General features: G+C 61.7%; 15 protein-coding genes. 4 read left to right on the top strand and 11 right to left on the bottom strand.

The genetic code is table 11. The features are described from left to right. Positions 1–5 precede the first annotated feature (5 nt). The 10 genes from CH296_RS29925 to CH296_RS25820 form a co-directional block, all read right to left on the bottom strand. Entirely contained in the window at positions 6–314 is a 309-nt protein-coding gene (locus CH296_RS29925) for a helix-turn-helix transcriptional regulator (RefSeq protein ID WP_368665489.1), read from the bottom strand. Positions 315–1,188: 874 nt separating this feature from the next. Next, complete coding sequence (argJ, locus tag CH296_RS25860) at positions 1,189–2,349, bottom strand: bifunctional glutamate N-acetyltransferase/amino-acid acetyltransferase ArgJ (protein ID WP_032365003.1); 1,161 nt, start codon at positions 2,347–2,349, stop codon at positions 1,189–1,191. A gap of 32 nt (positions 2,350–2,381) precedes the next feature. Next, the gene (locus CH296_RS25855) at positions 2,382–3,848 is read right to left on the bottom strand and encodes a class I adenylate-forming enzyme family protein (RefSeq protein ID WP_032365002.1); all 1,467 of its coding nucleotides are present in this window, start codon (positions 3,846–3,848) and stop codon (positions 2,382–2,384) included. After that, on the bottom strand, positions 3,841–4,584 hold the full coding sequence (locus CH296_RS25850; protein WP_015586125.1) for a TauD/TfdA family dioxygenase: 744 nt from the start codon (positions 4,582–4,584) through the stop codon (positions 3,841–3,843). Before CH296_RS25850 ends, CH296_RS25855 begins: the two co-directional genes overlap by 8 nt. After that, positions 4,581–5,636, bottom strand: a complete 1,056-nt coding sequence (locus CH296_RS25845; RefSeq protein ID WP_033188359.1) for an asparagine synthase C-terminal domain-containing protein — start codon at positions 5,634–5,636, stop codon at positions 4,581–4,583. The genes CH296_RS25850 and CH296_RS25845 overlap by 4 nt, the downstream gene beginning before the upstream one ends. Positions 5,637–5,737: 101 nt before the next feature. Beyond that, positions 5,738–6,562, bottom strand: coding sequence for an enoyl-CoA hydratase/isomerase family protein (locus tag CH296_RS25840; protein WP_052047791.1), 825 nt, complete (start codon positions 6,560–6,562; stop codon positions 5,738–5,740). Beyond that, positions 6,559–7,137: a formyltransferase family protein gene (locus tag CH296_RS25835; protein WP_032364999.1), complete on the bottom strand. Its 579-nt coding sequence runs from the start codon at positions 7,135–7,137 to the stop codon at positions 6,559–6,561. The genes CH296_RS25840 and CH296_RS25835 overlap by 4 nt, the downstream gene beginning before the upstream one ends. Continuing rightward, positions 7,134–8,321 (bottom strand): argininosuccinate synthase, encoded by a 1,188-nt coding sequence (locus CH296_RS25830; RefSeq protein ID WP_015586121.1) that lies wholly within the window; start codon positions 8,319–8,321, stop codon positions 7,134–7,136. Before CH296_RS25830 ends, CH296_RS25835 begins: the two co-directional genes overlap by 4 nt. Then, on the bottom strand, positions 8,318–9,835 hold the full coding sequence (gene argH / locus CH296_RS25825; protein ID WP_052047792.1) for an argininosuccinate lyase: 1,518 nt from the start codon (positions 9,833–9,835) through the stop codon (positions 8,318–8,320). Before argH ends, CH296_RS25830 begins: the two co-directional genes overlap by 4 nt. Positions 9,836–10,039: 204 nt before the next feature. Further along, the gene (locus tag CH296_RS25820; RefSeq protein ID WP_032364998.1) at positions 10,040–10,663 is read right to left on the bottom strand and encodes a LysE family translocator; all 624 of its coding nucleotides are present in this window, start codon (positions 10,661–10,663) and stop codon (positions 10,040–10,042) included. A 75-nt stretch (positions 10,664–10,738) separates the two neighbouring features. On the opposite strand from CH296_RS25820, the gene CH296_RS25815 reads away from it, so the two are divergent. Then, complete coding sequence (locus tag CH296_RS25815; RefSeq protein WP_015586118.1) at positions 10,739–11,701, top strand: LysR family transcriptional regulator ArgP; 963 nt, start codon at positions 10,739–10,741, stop codon at positions 11,699–11,701. A gap of 322 nt (positions 11,702–12,023) precedes the next feature. Here the strand turns inward: CH296_RS25815 and CH296_RS25810 are convergent, their stop codons facing one another. After that, complete coding sequence (locus CH296_RS25810) at positions 12,024–12,662, bottom strand: TetR/AcrR family transcriptional regulator (RefSeq protein WP_015586117.1); 639 nt, start codon at positions 12,660–12,662, stop codon at positions 12,024–12,026. 98 nt (positions 12,663–12,760) lie between these two features. Between CH296_RS25810 and CH296_RS25805 the strand changes: the two genes are divergently transcribed. The 3 genes from CH296_RS25805 to CH296_RS25795 all read left to right on the top strand — a co-directional run bounded on the left by CH296_RS25805 (position 12,761) and on the right by CH296_RS25795 (position 17,343). Beyond that, a complete protein-coding gene (locus CH296_RS25805) occupies positions 12,761–14,962 on the top strand; it encodes an MMPL family transporter (protein WP_052069823.1) in 2,202 nt (733 codons plus the stop codon). 55 nt (positions 14,963–15,017) lie between these two features. Then, positions 15,018–16,100, top strand: coding sequence for an alpha/beta hydrolase (locus CH296_RS25800; protein ID WP_015586115.1), 1,083 nt, complete (start codon positions 15,018–15,020; stop codon positions 16,098–16,100). Positions 16,101–16,371: 271 nt separating this feature from the next. After that, positions 16,372–17,343: a ScbA/BarX family gamma-butyrolactone biosynthesis protein gene (locus tag CH296_RS25795; protein ID WP_015586114.1), complete on the top strand. Its 972-nt coding sequence runs from the start codon at positions 16,372–16,374 to the stop codon at positions 17,341–17,343. Positions 17,344–17,345: the final 2 nt, after the last annotated feature.

The following is a 17,345-nucleotide window of genomic DNA, read 5'->3' as shown; positions in this document are numbered from 1 at the left end:
TCGAATTAGCTGGGTTCCGCGTAAAACCTTCTGAATTCCGAAGGCGAGCAACCCTTCAACTCGCGAAATAGCCGAGAAAGTCTCGACTGGTCACTAAGCCCCCACCGCGCACTGATGTCGCCTATCGGTATCTGTTGTAAGCTTGGGTCGATCAAATCGGCAGCGCACCTTTCAATGCGCTCATATGCTATATAAGCGGACAGAGTTCGCTCCTCTCGCTCGAAAGCGCGATGCAGCTGACGAACCGATACATGTAGTTTGCGCGCGAGTAGGTCGGGATTGAGCGTGGGATCAGAAAGATTCTTCTCGATCATCAAGCGCGCCGTCGCTACGAGGCCGGATTGCTGGTCAGGCGGTGCGTGGCCATGGGGCGGGTGCATTCCTTCCCACGCCAGTAATCGAACGGCTGAGATGACATTATGAGCCGTGAACGTGTTCAGCATTCCAATTTCTCTCGAAGTAGAATGTAAAGTATCTGAGAGTATTTTCCCCGTACCTTCAGCGTTTGGCACAACGCGAAGACCTCGACCCGAGGCGGCGTCGAAGTCTTCTCTTGAGCCCACCCTCTGCCGTAACGTGACTACCGCTAAACAGCTGGCACGGGTTACAGTCATTGTATAACTGTAATCGCTATAGTATAGGCCAATGCCTCCACTCTTCAGCGATATTTGGACGCCGTTCTGCGACAGAATTACTTCGCCCGATAAGACGTATTGAATCCTCACGGAGAATCGTGGATCGGCTTCGAGATCAACCTGTCGACGAGTAATTTCTCCTGGTCCGCACCGAATCGACGCTAAGCTGTCCCCATCGACTATTCGCGCAGTGAGTCGTGTCATACACTGTCGTTCAGGCGCGTGACACGCGGTTCCGTACACGGTGTACAGCTCGTGACTACGCTCTTCGCTAGATGCGTGGTCGGAAGTTTTGATCAGAGTTGTGGCATTGCGGTCGTTATGGGCATTGTCTCGGAACCTTTTTGAAGGTTCTCTATCGGTTGCAGCCATTTTCGCCCCCCGGCGCGAATCGTGTTCGGTCTTTAATTTGCTCATGTCCAGAGTCCGGCAGAACCGGCAACATCAACGGCCACAGGCGACGTGCTGTAACGGCTTCGACAGGTCGAGGCGTCGAGGCCGGATGCCCACTCCACGTTACTGCGGCCTGTTGGTGAAGTGATTGGAGTGATCTCTATGTGGTGTAGTCCGCGTTTATTCGAATGTATTCATCGGTGAGGTCGCAACCGAACACTCTCCAGGTGTCGGTGCCGATTCCGAGGTCTACGTTGATCTCGACGGTGGCAGTTGCAAGGTGTTCACGAACCACCTCGACGGTGTCGTGCTGGTCGAGTGACGAGCTCGGATACACATCGATGTCCGCGAATGCGACTCGGATTCTGTCGGGTTCTATGTCCACCTCGTTGCTACATTTTCCGATAGCCATGAGAACTCGACCCCAGTTGGGGTCTTCACCGTGGATCATCGTCTTGACCAAGGGAGAGTTGATGATCGACTTCCCGACCACGCGCGCTTGGCGCTCGCTCGATGCACCCGAGACCGTAGTGACGATCAGCTTGGTCGCACCTTCGCCGTCGCTGGCAATCATTTTCACCAGATCCGTGCACACTTCCTCGAGAGCCTGCTCGAACTCGGTATCGGGTACCGGGCCGGCGGCACCATTGGCGAAGACCGCCGCTGTGTCGCTGGTGGAGGTGTCGGTGTCGATCGAGACCGAGTTGTAGGTGCGGTCGACAACGTCACGAAAGATTCGGTTGAGCGTGTCCTGGGGGACGTCGGCGTCGGTGAAGACAAACGACAGCATGGTCGCCATGTCCGGTTCTATCATCCCGACGCCCTTCGCGATTCCAACGATGGTGCTGGTGCCGACGGCTCGTTCGGAGACCTTGGCGCGGGTGTCGGTGGTCATGATCGCTCGGGCCACCGCGTGCGCGTCGAGTGGTGTTCCCTGGCCGAGCCCGTCGAGTCCGGCGCGGATGGTGTCCATCGGATATTGCACTCCGATGACTCCGGTGGAGGCCATTATCAGGGCATCGGGTTCGATTCCTACGGTTCGTGCGACGGATGCGCGTATCTCGCTGGCGTTGCGGAGCCCTTCCGCGCCGGTCGCGACGTTGGCGTTCTTCGCCAACACGAGGACCCCGCGCGGACTGGTCTGCTCGATCGAGGTCTTGCTCAAGGTGACGCAGGGGCCCGCGAACAGTGACTTCGTGAAAACGACCGACGAGGTGCACGGCCTGTCGGAGATGACCATGGAGAAGTCGTCTTTACCTTCGTCTGCCAGTCCTAAATGGGTTGTCCAGCAGTGAAACCCTTGTGGGGACGCGGCGCTCATGTCTGCCCTTTCTGATCCGTGTGATGTCGAACTCAGGACGCTCTGCACCATGCCAGCAATGCGCGCCGGTCGGGCTTGCCGACAGACGTTTTCGGCCAGTCGGACATCAGAGTGATCTTTCCGATGAGACCGCAGCTGTTCATCACTTCGGTGACGCGAAGGTGGATTCGTCCGAGGTCTGCCCCGGTGGGTGCCAGGCGGCACAGTACTGTCGTCGGTGTGTCTGCTCCTGTGGCCGTTGGGGCGAAGACGACGACCTCGTCGACCTCGTCGAGTGCGGTGATCTCGTCGACCAGGACGCCTGCCGAACAGAGTTGACCGTGGTTGTTTGTCCATACGTCATCGATGCGGCCCAGGACGTTGATGGCACCGTTGTCGTGGACCATCACCGCGTCCCCGCTTCGATACCAGCCGTCCGTGAATGCGCTCTGTGTACGGTCCGGGTGTCCCCAGTAGCCTTCGGCTCGGTGCGCTCGGCGGAATTCGGGCTCGCCCACTCGATAGGTATCTGCGTCGATTCCGTGGATGGGGCGCACTCGCATCTCCACCCCGGGTAGGGGCCGCAGTTCGGCCGCGCTCTGCAACTGTGGCCGCAGATCTGCGCACATGATGCCGCACTCGGTGGCCCCGTAGAGCCTGCGTAGGTGGACCCCGCACCGCTGGTGGATCAGTCGCGCAGTGGTCGGCGTCAGGAGAGCCCCGCCCGTCAGTGCGGTGGTCAGGTGTTCACCCATTCGCTCCGATGCCGCCGGTGACGCTGCGATCGCGTCGTAGTGCGAGGGAAGGGCGCTCATATAGGTACCGTTCCAGTCGCAAATCGCTCTCGCGTGGGCAGAGGCCGGGAGACCGGCGTCGAGGTGCACCGTGGGTGCTCCCGAGAGCAAGCCCGCGAGAACGTGAACGTCCATCCCGTGCGCGAAATCGAGGGGGTGGATGTTGATGATCACATCGTCGGCTGTCAGACCGAGCTGCTGGCACCAGTCGGTGCGGTCGGCGAACAGCGATTCCTCGGTCCAGTACACCCATTTCGGCTCACCACTCGATCCGGATGTTTCGAGGATTCTTCCTCGCACGGTGTCGTGCTCGGTCACGTCGCATTGACGCGTTGGGTTGCAGTATCGGAGCTTTCGGGTTGCTGCATCGAACACGGAGGCCAGTTCGGGCAGGTCGGGGTCGATGTCGTGGTCGGTAATGGCGTGCCAGCGGCGGCCCAGTGCGCTCAGTCGGTCCCATGCTGGATGCCGCGTCCGGCTCGCCAGGTGCACGCCGCCGGCGGCCATCGTTCCCAGTAGTGCTGCAACGAAGTCTGCGGCCCCGGGGTGATGATCGACGACGACCACGTCGCCTTCGTCGATCACCGGTGCCAGTGCATCACGCCATGCCATCGCCGCGGCCGACAGCTCCCCGAACGTCGTATGGCGTCGTCCCTGGTGAAGTGCGTCCTGATCCTGTTGGGGCATGCTGTTCAGTGCGGCGAGGAACCCTCGCGCGTCAGACATTGATCTGTCCTCGGAACAAGTGTCTGACGCTGCCCGGTTCGATCGTTGTCCGCCCGTGCAGAACCTGTTCGTTGTCGAGGACGAGAAGATCACCCGGGGCCCAGTCGTGCGAGTAGAAGCTGGTACTGCCCCGCAGGTAGGAGTCGAGCCGTGCGAAGACGGCCCGGCTGTCTTCTTCGGTCGAGCCCGCCAGACGGACCGACCATCCTGCGGGGGTGGTCCGTTCCTCGGTGAACGGGAGTGCCACGTTCAACCGCGTTGTCCCCGTTGCTGATCGCACTGCAGGTGGAATCGACAGCCAGCGGTGCGCGACGTCGGGAAAGTGGGATTGGTCGGTGACGTAGTACTCCCAATCCACGTCGGTCACCGTGCTCAGGTCCGGTGGGAGTGTTGCATCGAGTAGATCCGATTGCAGACAGAGTTCTGTGCGTCCGGATCCTGTGGGCTGATCGACTGCATTGCAATACAGCGCAATGTATTTGGGACAGGTCCCGACAAGTGTGCCGTCGGTGTGCAGAGGCAGGGCACTGCGCCCGGTGACGACGCGGTCCGGTAGCGGGCTTGCGTCGAGATCGAGCAGACCTGCGCTTCCGGTGCCGAACCGATGTGTGGCGAGAGTCCCGAGCCCCTGCACGAAGACCTCGAAGTCGCTTCTGCCGAAGTCGACGTCGCCGACCAGAGCGAATCCATCCCGGGTGGCCACTGCCGCGAGATCTCCGGGATCGGTGGCCGTCACCGCTGCTCACCGCCGACCGCAACATCGTGGTTTCCCAGAGGGACCTCATCGAGGGTCTGTGCCCGGATTTGGGCACAGACGGCAGCCAGTTGTTCTCCGAGCGCGCCGTCCAACCCTGCTGACAAACCCGCCCCTTGGTGGATTGCGACTTTTCTCCCGAACGCAGTCTCACGGGGCAGTTGGTAGGCCGCGAGCTCGCGGAGGTAGTACTTTTCGATGCCGTCGACGGTCTTCAGCTGAGCGGGGACACTCTGTTGAAGGTGCAGTAGAGCAGGACTCCAGTACGGGTGGTACATGCGCGGCCCTGGGGTGAATTGGCCGGTCACCATCATTCCTGATGCGCTGGCGTCGTCGATACGTTCGTTCAGATCGCCGGCGACTGCGCCCATACCGAAATCGCTTCCGGCGTTGAGCAGATCGCTGCCGAGTCCGGTCACGAGGTCGGCACCACATGCTCGCGCCAACTCGAAGGCCACTGTCACCAGCAGATGCACGGTGATGACTTCTGCATCATCGGATTGAGTGTGCTGCATGCACGGGTAGATCGCCGCTGTCGATTCCTGTGCGGTGACGTCGATGACGTCGAGCGGCAGACCGACGTGGCGCGCTGTTCGAGAGGCACCGTCGATTTCGTCACCCCAGGGTGTGCGGAGGGTCAGTGCACGGACGTCGGCACCGGCCCTCCACAAGTAGGAGGCGAGGAGTCCGGAGTCGACACCACCGGAGAGCAGTAAGCGAATGGGACGACCCGACGATGCGATTTCCGTTGCTGCAGTGCGTAATCCATGGTCGAGCCACCCCATGGCCTGTTCGAGCGAACACCCTGGGACACCGCCCGACGGCGACGATCGGGGGACAGCGCGGTGCACCGACAACTCTCCGTCGGCGGAGCAGACCAGAGTCGTCCCGGGGCGAAGTGCCGTGGTGGTTCCTGCGCGGTGACCGACACTCGCGGCGGTCGCCGCGAATTGCGCTCCCACCGCCCATGTCCGTGCATCATCGGTGCGGGAGAGAAAGACTCGGCATTCGCCGTGCAGCGGCGTCGTGATCATGACTGTTCCGTCGTTGCGGTTCAGAACGGGGCCGGTATGTCCGCCAACACGGCGGATGCGGCCGCTGTGCGAAAAGACGACCCACCCATGATCGGTTGGGGTCATGGGTTGTCTCCGACAATTGTGCGCATCTTCTGTTGGGCCGCATCGCCTGCAGCGAACCCCGCTCGGTGGCCGGCTATTGCTGCAATACGGGCTCGTTCCATGTCGAGCAGCAGATCGTGGTTGACGAACGCCTTGGTGCGGGCAAACGGCACCGATTGGTACTCGGCCAGTGCCTGTGCTCGGGTGCATCCTGCAGCGAGCGGGTCACTATGGGCTGCAACGAGTTCATCGAGGAGGCCGTCGGAGAGTGCGGTGGTACCGAGCCATCGATCGCACCCGATGATCATTCGATTCGCCACGGCAGGCCCTACTCGGCGTTGCAGGAGCGGAGCTCCGAGTATGCAGGAGATACCCAACTTGAGCTCGGGCATACGGAGGTCCGACGTCGACGTTCCGATGCGCCAGTCGGCGCACAGTGCCAACTGAAGACCGATGCCGATGCAGTATTTGTCGATGACTGCCACGGTCGGTTTCGAGATCGACAGAACTGCTCGATACATGTCCACGCAGGCGTCGATCCATCGGTTGACCTCGGAGCCTCCCGTGAAGTCCTTGACTTCGTTGAAGTCACCGCCGACACCGAAGGATCGACCGTCTCCCCCGTACAGAACCAGCCCCTCGACATCCGGGGTGTCCCCTAGCTGCCAGACCAACTCGGTGATGCCGCGCATCTTGTCTGTGGAGAACGTGTTGTGTCCTTCACCGTCGAATTCGATGATCGCCAAGGGGCCGTTGCGAACTGCAGTACCGCCATGGGCTTCGGGCGACCTGGGCCGATCGTGGGGCTCGTGGGTGGCGGAGGGTGAGTGCAGTGTTCTCACGCTTCGACCAGCTCCCCACGCTTTCGGCGGTCTGCGTCGAGGGCGCGGCGTGTGTAGAGACGTTGTCCCCATTGTTCGCTGTGATCGGCGCTGATAGCGGTGCCGTTGCATATTGTGGTGACGATTCGATGGAATTGAGCCAGTGCGGCGGCGGCGGTGCGTTCGCTCAAGCTCGTCTCGGATTCGCCTGGGACGATGTCGAATCGGTCGACTGCGATGATCGGACCGCCATCTACCTTCGGGGTGATGATGTGGCAGGTGGCCCCGAATTGCGTCTGGTTGTCGTCGATCGCGTAGCGATATCCGCCGATCCCTCGGTAGTTCGGGGTCGCCGGGTGGAAGTTCACGGCCAGTTCCCGCACTCGATCGAGTGTGGCCTCGGACAGGATGAAGTCCGATTTGAAGGACAGAAGCAGGTCGCACCCGTGCCACTGATCGAACGATCGAGTTACTGGATCGCCGTAGTCCCAGGCAAACCAGTCGACGTCGGCGAATCTGCGGCGGAGAAAGTCGTGGGCGAGTTCGCCCCACCGTGATCCGTCGGAGATGAGCAGAACAGAGCGGGTGTCTTTCATCGAGTGACAACTCCTTCGGTGAGTGGGAGAGCCCAGCAGTACGCGAATCCGGCACCTGCTTCGTGTAGAAAGGTGTCTGCCTCTTCGTAATCGGCCAGAGCCGAGCTGTATCGGCCGTATTTCGGGGACGTCCGGCCGATGCATCGAGCGGAGCCCTTGTACAGCTCGACGGTCACTGTGCCCGTCACGCGGTGAGCCAGACGGGCGCAGTAAGCATCGAGTGCTGCACGCAGATCGGTGAACCAGTAGCCGTAGTAGACCAACTCTGCGTACTGGTCGGCGATGGACCGCTTGTGGTGGAGCGTCTCTCGGTCCAGTACGAGTGCTTCGAGATCGGTTCGTGCAGCGAGAAGAACTGTTGCAGCGGGTGCTTCGTAGATTCCGCGGCTCTTGAATCCGACGATGCGGCTCTCGAGAATTTCGGTACGCCCGATACCGTTCGCGGCCGCTGTGTCCCCGAGTTCGCTGACCAGGTCGATCAGGTCGAGCTTGCGGCCGTCGAGAGCGACGGGGATGCCTGCTTCGAACTCGATCGTGATCGTTGTTGGACGATCCGGTGCCTGCACCGGCGCGGTCGTGATCTGCCATGCATCGGGCGGTGGAGCGTGGTCGATGAGGTCGAGATCCCCGCACTCGATGCTGGTGCCCCAGATATTGGTGTCGATGCTGTACGGCGTCGTCTTGCTGACACCCACATCGATACCGTGACGATCGGCGTAGGCAATTTCGCTACCGCGGGAGGTCATTTCCCAATCGATGACAGGTGCGAGGATGTCGAGCTCGGGAGCCAACGCCCGCACGGAGGTGTAGAACCGGACCTGATCGTTTCCCTTGCCCGTGGCACCGTGAGCGACTGCGGATGCACCGCGTTCGCGAGCGATGCTGACCAGCCGCTCGGCGATCAACGGTCGAGACAACGGTGCAGCCAGAAGATATTTTCCCTCGTATGCAGCGCCGGCGGCGAGAGCCGGGATTGCATAGTCGTGGAGGAACAGGTCTCGGACGTCTTCGACGATAACTTCCGACGCGCCGGCCGCGGTTGCGCGCTTCGAGACGGCCTCGAGGTCCTCGATTTGGCCGAGGTTCGCGCAGTACGCGATGACCTCGGTCTGATAGCGCTCTTTGAGCCAGTGCACGGCAACGGATGTGTCCAATCCGCCGGAATATGCCAGGACGATGCTCATACCCCGACCTCCATCGCGAGTTCGGGCACGCTCACGCCGCCGACGACGGATCGCGCTGCTCGTAGGCATTCCGCCTTCGCCTCCCAGAGGCGGGTTCTGGCTTGCCGGATTTCGGCGAGTCTGTCGGTCACGTCGGCCAGGCCTTGCTCCTGCTGTTCGGAGACCCGCGTCGGTCCGGTGGATCCGGCAGAGATGTAGCTGCGCAGTGTGTGGAGCGGATCGCATATCTGCTTCATGTCGACCTCACTGATGTCGATGTCGTGTTCCTCGCGGAGGAAAGTGGTGGTGAACGCGACGTTGCGCAGGGTGTGACCGGCTGCGAGGGCGGCGTTGACGAGGTCACCGGTGATGCGGTGGGCTGTGCGGAAAGGAACGTCGAACCGAGAGACCAAGATGTTGGCGATCTCTGTCGCGGTCGAGAAGTTGTCCCAGCACAGGGCTCTGCCGCGAGCACCGTCGAACGCGGTGTGCAGGTTCTGGCGTCGGCACAGGCGAATGGTGTCGAGGTACGTATCGAGGGCGCCCCAGTAAACCGGTTTGTCCTCCTGCAGGTCGCAGCTGTACCCGAGACCGACCGACTTCTCCATCACCAGCAGTTGCACCAGCGCACCCACCGCGCGACCGGACTTCCCTCGCGCCAGTTCTGCAACCACCGGATTCTTCTTCTGCGGCATGATCGAGCTACCGGTCGCGAACGAATCGTGCACTTCGGCGAGAGCGTATTCGTTCGAGCTCCAGGTGACGATCTCTTCCTGCATGCGAGATAGATTCACAGCACCGCTGGCAGCTGCGCCCGCTACTTCGACTGTCCAGTCCCTCGTCGACGTCGCATCGAGCGCATTGACCATCGGTGCATCGAACCCGAGAAGCCGGGAGGTGTAATCGCGGTCCAGGGCGAATGTAGTTCCGGCGAGCGCACACGCGCCGAGCGGATTGATGTTGATGCGCTTCCAGGCATCCATCAGTCGGGAGGCATCACGCAGCAAGGCCTGTGCGTGCGCAGCCTTCCAAAATGCTACCGAAATCGGTTGCGCTGCCTGCGAATGCGTGTAGCCGGGTAGAACTGCTTCTCGTTCCGACTCGGGGCACCCGAGCAGATCCTGCACGAACATGAGCAGTTCTTCGCTGGCATCGAGCAGCCACTCGCGGGTGACCATGCGTGCGTCGGTCTGCACCTGATCGTTTCGGGACCGTGCGGTGTGCATGCGGCCGCCGACGGGTCCGATCCGTTCGATGAGCATGAATTCGGTGTTGAGGTGCACATCTTCTTGTCGGACGTCGAGCTGCAATCCACCGTCGGCTCGGCTGCTCTCCATGTCGAGCAGCCCAGCGAGAAGCGCTTTGGTGTCGGGTTCGGTGTTGATTCCCGCGCGACCGAGCATCAGAACATGAGCGATGTTCTGCCACAGGTCGTGTTCGAGCATTCTGCTGTCTACCGATGCTGTCTCTGTGTAGCGAAGTACATCGTCGGTGATATCGGTGGAGAATCTTCCACCCCAGAGCTTTTCGCTCATTGATCGGTACCCCTCTGTGTGCGTGATGGTTCGGTTTCGGTACAGGAAAGTTCGGGTTAGGGCACGGCAAAGCCAAGACCTGGCGGGATTGGACGGCCCGGGGCGCGGACCCGGGCCAAGGCGTCGTTACACAATCAAGTCAGGTCGGGCTCGGGTCGAGTAGTTGAAAGAGCGAAGGGAGAAGGGCTCGGACGGCGGGGGTGTTTACTCGAAGGCCAGCCGGACGCCGAATCCCACCAGAACAACACCCAGTCCACGCTCGAGCCACGCCCCCAAGCGGCCCTTCTCCAAGAACCGGCGAGCGGACGAGGCAAGAAGTGCGTACGAGGACAGACATATCAGCGCCACCACGAACTCGATCGACATGAGCAGCATGGACCAAACGAAAACGTTCCCGTCGCGCGGAATGAACTGCGGCAGCACCGCCAGGTAGAACGCACCCATTTTCGGATTCAACAGGTCCGCGACGAAACCGGTCATGAACGCTCGCGACCACTTCGGCTGGTGCGCGTTGTAAGTCGCGGCATCGACGTCGGTGAAGCTGCCCTTGCGCTGCCAGATACTCTGAATTCCTAGAAACACCAGGTAGGCGGCACCTGCGATACGTACCGCGTCGAATGCCCCGGGGACGCTGGTGAGCAAGGACGCCAACCCCACGGCCGCAGCGATGCCCCAGGCCATCGACCCCGTCGCCGCACCCAAAGCTACGGCGATGCCGTGACGCACACCGCCGGTAAGCGAGTGCTTGACCGCCAACATGACGTCAGGACCTGGGATTATTCCGAAGACGATAGCGACGGGGAGATAGGCCAGAACGGGGTTGTTCACGGCAAGAACGGTACGACCGCTCCAGCATCGATGCACGTTTCCTAAGTATCGCTGATCTAGGTTTAGTATTTGTGGATGTACAACCACGATCAGCTCGCCACACTTGCCGCGATCTGCGATTCAGGGTCGTTCGAGGGAGCTGCAACGGCGTTGCACATCTCGTCTTCTGCAGTCAGCCAACGCATTACCGCGCTCGAACGAGCGTCGGGGGCCGCGCTGCTACAGCGAACCAGGCCGGTACTACCCACCAGAAACGGGCAAGCCCTGCTCCGACTCGCGCGGCAGATCGAAGTCCTCACCGTCGACGCCGACGCTGAGCTACGCGGCGGCTCAACGACAACGAATACTGCTGCACCGCTGCGCTTTTCACTTGCTATCAATGCCGATTCGGTCTCGACGTGGTTCCAACCGGTGATGAAAGCGATAGCCGTCGACCGACGGATACTGCTGGACCTCCACATCGAAGATCAGGACCATACAGACGCTCTACTGCGTCAAGGCGCGGTCATGGCCGCCGTGACGACCTCACGCACCGCAGCACCTGGCTGTACGGTCGAACCGCTCGGAGCCATGGTCTATTGGCCCGCGTGCGCACCCTCACTCATTCGCGACGCCGACTCCGACGGTTGCGATCCCAGCCGCCTCCCGATGCTGCGATTCGACAAAAAGGACGACCTGCAACACGCCTATCTACGCAAGATCAAGGCGCACCGTGAGCCCCCGATCCACTACCTCCCATCGAACCGCGAATTCCTGACTGCAGCTCGACTCGGACTCGGGTGGGGCGTGCTACCGGAAGGACAAATCGCACGCGACCTCGCCGACGGGACACTCGTTCACCTCGACCCCGACCACAACGTCACCATTCCCCTGTATTGGCAACGATGGCACCTGCCATCCGAAACCCTCGACAGAATCACAGGCTGGGTACGCGATGCTGCACATAACGCATTGATCGACACACCCAAAGAACGAAAAACAGCGAACCGTCCCCCAGGTCATGCGGTGACCGGCGCGGCAACACCGGAACCTGCGTGAGTCCGGCGGTCATCGGTCCAGCTGTGACGGCTAATTGCACACCCTGATTGGACCAAAGTTGCGGCGATGCACGCCGGTCGCATGGTCCGCCGCCGGGTGCGCGCCTAAGGTCGCCGATCGCTGACCGAGCATACGACGCGGGGCGTTGAGCCTCGACCGAATGCTCCACCACGCATCGAAGTATCGATCGGCGCGGATCCCATAGTGTACGAAAAGCAGTGATTGCTGGCAGCACAACTGAAAAACGTCAAAACAGCTACTGCTGCAGCTTTTTTCAGACTGGGAGTACGCACGGCCTGCGGCGGCGCGGGTCTCTGTTCCGTCAGGGTGAGGCGAGTGCCTCGGACAGGTAACGAATCAGTGCCGCCTTGAGCTCGGTCACGAGCTGGTCCTTCTTGTTAGTTTTTTCTGCGGCGATGACGGGCATCATTCCGCGGGTGATCTGCAAGGCCACCAGCGCGTGGAGGTCGATGCGTTCGCTGGACAGGGTCGGTGCGAGTGCGGCCAAGGTCTGGGCGACCCTCTGGGAGAGTTCGCTCTGCAATGGTACGACTGCGGTATACAGGGCAGGCTGGGTATCTGCTCGCGAGAACAGTTGCAGGAAAGCCGGATTGGCCGCATTGAAGGCGACCATATTGTCGACGGCCCGGTCGATGAACTGCGGTAGAGATTCCACGAAGCCGTCCGGTCGCGGATCGACCGCGGCCGATTGGGCGTCGGTCAACTCCACGACGTAGCGTTCCGCCAATGCTGCGGCGATGTCTTCCTTGTTTCTGAAGAACTGGTACAGCGAACCCGGTGACATGCCCGATTTGCTGGCGATAGCGTTCGTGGTCGCTGCGTCGAACCCGACTTCTCCGAACAACTCCTCCGCACCGTCGAGGATCGCAGCGATGCGCTTGAGTCCGCGATCCTGACGCTTGGGTGCAGGAGAGGTAGTTGGCGTCGAGGTATTCGGCATGTGAACTCCAGGCTTTCCGGTAGACAAGACGAGCTTTCGCTCGTATTCTCGCAAATCACGAGCAATCGCTCGTATCCACGGTAGCAGGGGGACCCGCGATGCCCACCCGATTCGCCACAACTCGACCCGGCCTCACCCTCGTAGTGGCCGGCGTCCTCTTCCTCGTGCTCGCAGCAGTCGCTGCCGGTGCGATGAATGCACTGTCCCTGAACAGGTTCGAGGCGACCAACGCCCCGTCTGCGGCAGCCGAGGCGCTGCTCAACGACACCTTTCAGACCGGCACACCCAACATCACCATCCTCGTCACCGCGAAGACCGGCGACGTCGACAGCTCGGCCGTCGCCGCGGACGGGTTACGTCTGACCGAGTTCGTCGACACCTTCCCCGGCATCGACGACACATGGTCCTACTGGACCGAAGAGGTTCCGACCCTCGCCGCCGGGGACGGCAGCTCGGCGCTGATCCAGGCGTGGGCACCGGGCGACGCCACCGAAATCCGGCAACAGGTCCTTCCCGCTCTCGACGAGGCACTCAGCCGGTCGGCTACCTCGAACATCGACATCGCTCTCGGCGGCAGCGACGAGGTGTTCCGCTCCGTCGCAGAACAATCCAGGACCGACTTTCTCCGAGCAGAGCTGATCATCGCCCCGCTGGTGATCGCACTGTTGTGGGCCGTCCTACGGCGGCTCCGTCTCGCCGCAGTGGTCTTCGCAACCGGACTGTTCTCCGTCGTCGGCACCCTGGCCATCATGCGCGTGGTGGCAGCCTTCACCGAAGTATCGACCTTCGCGGCGAACATCGCGCTGGTGATGGGCATTGCACTCGGCGTCGATTACGGACTGTTCCTGATCTACCGCTTCCGAGAGGAAGCCCGCCGCACCGCTGACCTGACGTTGGCCGTGCAGCGAGCAGCGCAGGCAGCCGGACGCACCATCATGTTCTCCGGCGCCACCGTCGCCGCGTCACTGGCCGTTCTGCTGGTCTTCCCGTTCCCGTTCCTGGCCTCGTTCGCCTACGCCGGGATAGCCGTCGTCGCCACCGCCGTGCTCGCCGCTACGGTCGTACTCCCGGCCGCATTGGTGCTGCTCGGGCACCGCGCCTTACGGCGCAAGGAACCGGACACCGACGGAAGTACCGTGTGGCGGCGGATCACCGTGGCCACGACCGGCCGACCTGCAGTGTTCGCGATCGCCGGTGTGGTGATCTTGATACTGCTCGGAGCGCCGGTACTAGGCGTTCGGTTCGGCGCACCGGACGATCGCATCCTGCCGCAGTCGGTTCCGGTCCGCGCCCTGTACGACACCATCCGCGACGACTACGCCAGCGAGGATGCAGACGCAATTCTGCTCGTCGCACCGACCATCGCACCGGACGGCCTCGCTCGGTACGCCTCCGATCTCGCAGCACTGCCCCAGGTGCTACGAGTGGACAGCGCACTGGGCACCGTCGAACCCGACAGGGCGCTCACTGCTCCACCGAACGGCGCCGTCCGTTTCACTCCCGACACCGCAGGCAGCTACCTCTCGGTGGTACCGACTCGCGAATCACTGGACGACAGAGCCGGATTCGTCTCCGCGGTACGGTCGGTGGAGCCTCCCGGCCAGGTACTCGTCGGCGGCTCACCCGCGATGCTCGACGACTACACCGACGGCGTCACCGCCCGGCTCCCGCTCGTGGCCGTGCTCATTGCACTGATCACCTTCGCCATTCTGTTCGTGATGACCGGATCGATCATCGCCCCCATCAAAGCCACCATTCTGAATCTGCTGTCACTGACGGTCATGTTCGGTGTCCTGGTGTGGGGTTTTCAGAACGGCAATCTTGCTGGGCTGCTGGGTTTCACCCCTACCGGTGCCATCGAGCCGAGCATCCCCATCCTGATGTTCTGCATCGCCTACGGCCTGTCGATGGACTACGAAGTCTTCCTGCTCTCGCGCATCAAAGAAGAATTCGACCGTACCGGAGACAATCGCCAATCCATCATCGATGGCATCTCACGCTCCGCACCCGTCGTCACCGCAGCAGCTCTCATCCTGGCCGCATCCTTCGCCACCTACGCCACTTCCGGGGTGACCTTCCTTCAGCAACTCGGAATCGGCATGGCACTGGCGGTCCTGATCGACGCCACCGTCATCCGAGCGATCCTCGTCCCCTCCATCATGGCCCTGACCGGCCGCTGGAACTGGTGGGCACCGCGCCCACTGGCACGCCTGCACCAGCTCATCGGCATCACCGATGCTCCACGCGTCGATACACCTGGTACCGAAGTCGACCCTGGAAGACCCAAAACCCCTGTATGAGCACTGCACTCGCACGCTCCCAGCCACCACATCCCCGCCCCGATCGGAGTACCCCATGCTCGACAGCCGCCATCACCCCCTCTCACGGCTCCTCGCCGCGATTGCGATAACCGTCGCGTCGACCGCCATCTTTCTCGGTGGAACGGCCATCGCCTCCGCGCAGCCGACCCGATCGGACGTGATCGACGTACCGGTGTCCTTCACAGTCCGCAACACCAACGACACAGCCGTCCCGTGCACCGCCGACGGCGGAACCTACACCATCCGTGGCCATCTCACCGCTCCCGCAGAGGGTTTCGGCAACGCCATCACCCTCTACGAACACGGCATCGCAGCCGGCGAATGGTACTGGCGTCTTCCAGTCGAGGGATACCACCACACCTACGAAATGGCCGCTCGCGGACAGACCTCACTGACGATCGACAGACTCGGATACGACACGAGCGACGCTCCGGCAGGCGGGGCCATGTGCGTGGGGTCCCAAGCAACGATGGCCCATCAGATCGTCCAAGCGCTGCGTACCGGCACCTATCAATGGGATGCATCCGGAACGGCCCCCACCTTCGGGCACATCACCCTCGCCGGCCAGTCGAACGGCGGGCAGATCGTCCAGATCGAGGCCTACACCTTCGACGACGTCGACGCTCTCGTCGTCATGGACTGGGCCGATCGCGGACTGACACCCGAGGCCTACGTCAGATTCTTCGCCGCCACACCACGCTGCCTCACCGGAGGCTCGGCATCGGAAAACAATCCCGCCGCCAAGGGCTACACCTTTTACGACCAAGGAACCACTGAATTCGTGACAGGAAACTATGCCGATACCGAACAACAAGTAATCGATACAGCAGCGCCCTATCAGAACCAACACCCGTGCGGCGACATGCTTTCACAAGGCCCCGGAATTCTTCTCGACCTGGCCAAAATGTCGAGCATAGACATTCCAGTTCTCGGCCTCTACGGACAGGACGACGCACGCGTGCAATTCGGTGACGAACATATTGCATCGTTCACCGGAACATCGGACAGAAAGGCGATCACGATTCCTCACGCAGGCCATTACATGGGCCACGCACGGAACGCCGCCATCGTCTTCGACTCGCTCGACCAGTGGCTCGACGCCCGACAACCCCACTGACCGCATCAGATCGGCATCAAATAGCTGAACGCACTATTGCGAGCCTGTGCACTTAACCGTGTGCACAGGCTCACAATAGTGCTCGAATTACTGGCGGTATATCTGCGCTCGAACTGAAATTATATTGTTACGGGAATCACTTTCCGAACATTTGGAATTAACGTGAAAAGAATTGACTTATCGAAAACGTGGCGCTGTACTTGAAACCACGTACCGATCGGTGCGTTTCGCACAAAGCAGAAAATCTGCGACCACCTTCCTGGGGGAAGAAATGACTGTCACCACACCACCGTTCGATATCGCCAGTGAACTGACATTCGATCGCACTGTGCCGCGAAGCCTCGTCCACCGCGCAGCTGTCAGCGAGGTCTTCCTCACCGACGCTGCTGCGACGGGCGAGAACCGATTCGTCGTCGCCGCGCAGCTACCGCGAGGGCATGCCCTCTACAGCGACCGACTCGACGACCGGTACGACCCCATGATCCTCGTGGAGGCATGCAGGCAGGCCTCGATCCTGATCAGTCACCAGTTCTACGGAGTACCCAAGGACTGGGCGTTCGTCTTCCGCAAGGCCTCGGTGTCGGTGACCGACCTCGCTGCCCTCCAGGTCGGGGAAACACCGGGCCGGTTGGTCATCCGAGTCGAATTCGAGAAGCGGTTCCACGTCGAGGGGTACCTGACCGGGGCAGTCGGTAGGTACCAGACCGTTCTCGACGGCGTGCCTGTCGGCGAATTCGTCGGATCCCTGAGCTTCATGCCCAAGCAGATGTTCGCCGAGATGCGCGCGGCCGGGCGGGCAGCGAAGAACACCCCCGATCAGCCGTATACCTCTGCCGCCGTTCCGCTTCCGCCTGCACGCGTTGCCCGGCGGGACTCGAAGAACGTCGTCATCGCCTCCACCGGCACCGAACACCCCGACACGACGTACGAGGTCGTCGTCGACAACAACCACCCGTCGCTCTCCGATCACAAGGTCGACCACGTCTCGGGGATGCTCTTGACCGAAGCGTGCAGGCAGGCATCGGTGTGCGCCGTCCTCGACACCCACTCACTGCCGGAATCGTCGGTCGGTTCCCCGGTGCGCTACGACATCCAGTTCCTCGACTTCGCCGAACACGAGCTTCCTGTCTACTGCCGCTTGATCGACACCGCACCCACCGAGTCCGGGACTGGGATCGTCGCATCTTTCGAACTCGTCCAGGGTGACGTCGTCATCGTCCGCTCGCAGGTCGAGGTGGGATGACG

The organism is Rhodococcus sp. 14-2496-1d, assembly GCF_002259365.1.
In the GTDB taxonomy this organism is placed as follows: Bacteria; Actinomycetota; Actinomycetes; order Mycobacteriales; family Mycobacteriaceae; genus Rhodococcoides.
Note: the sequence above shows the minus strand (reverse complement) of the source record. Positions and strands in the feature narration are given on the sequence as shown.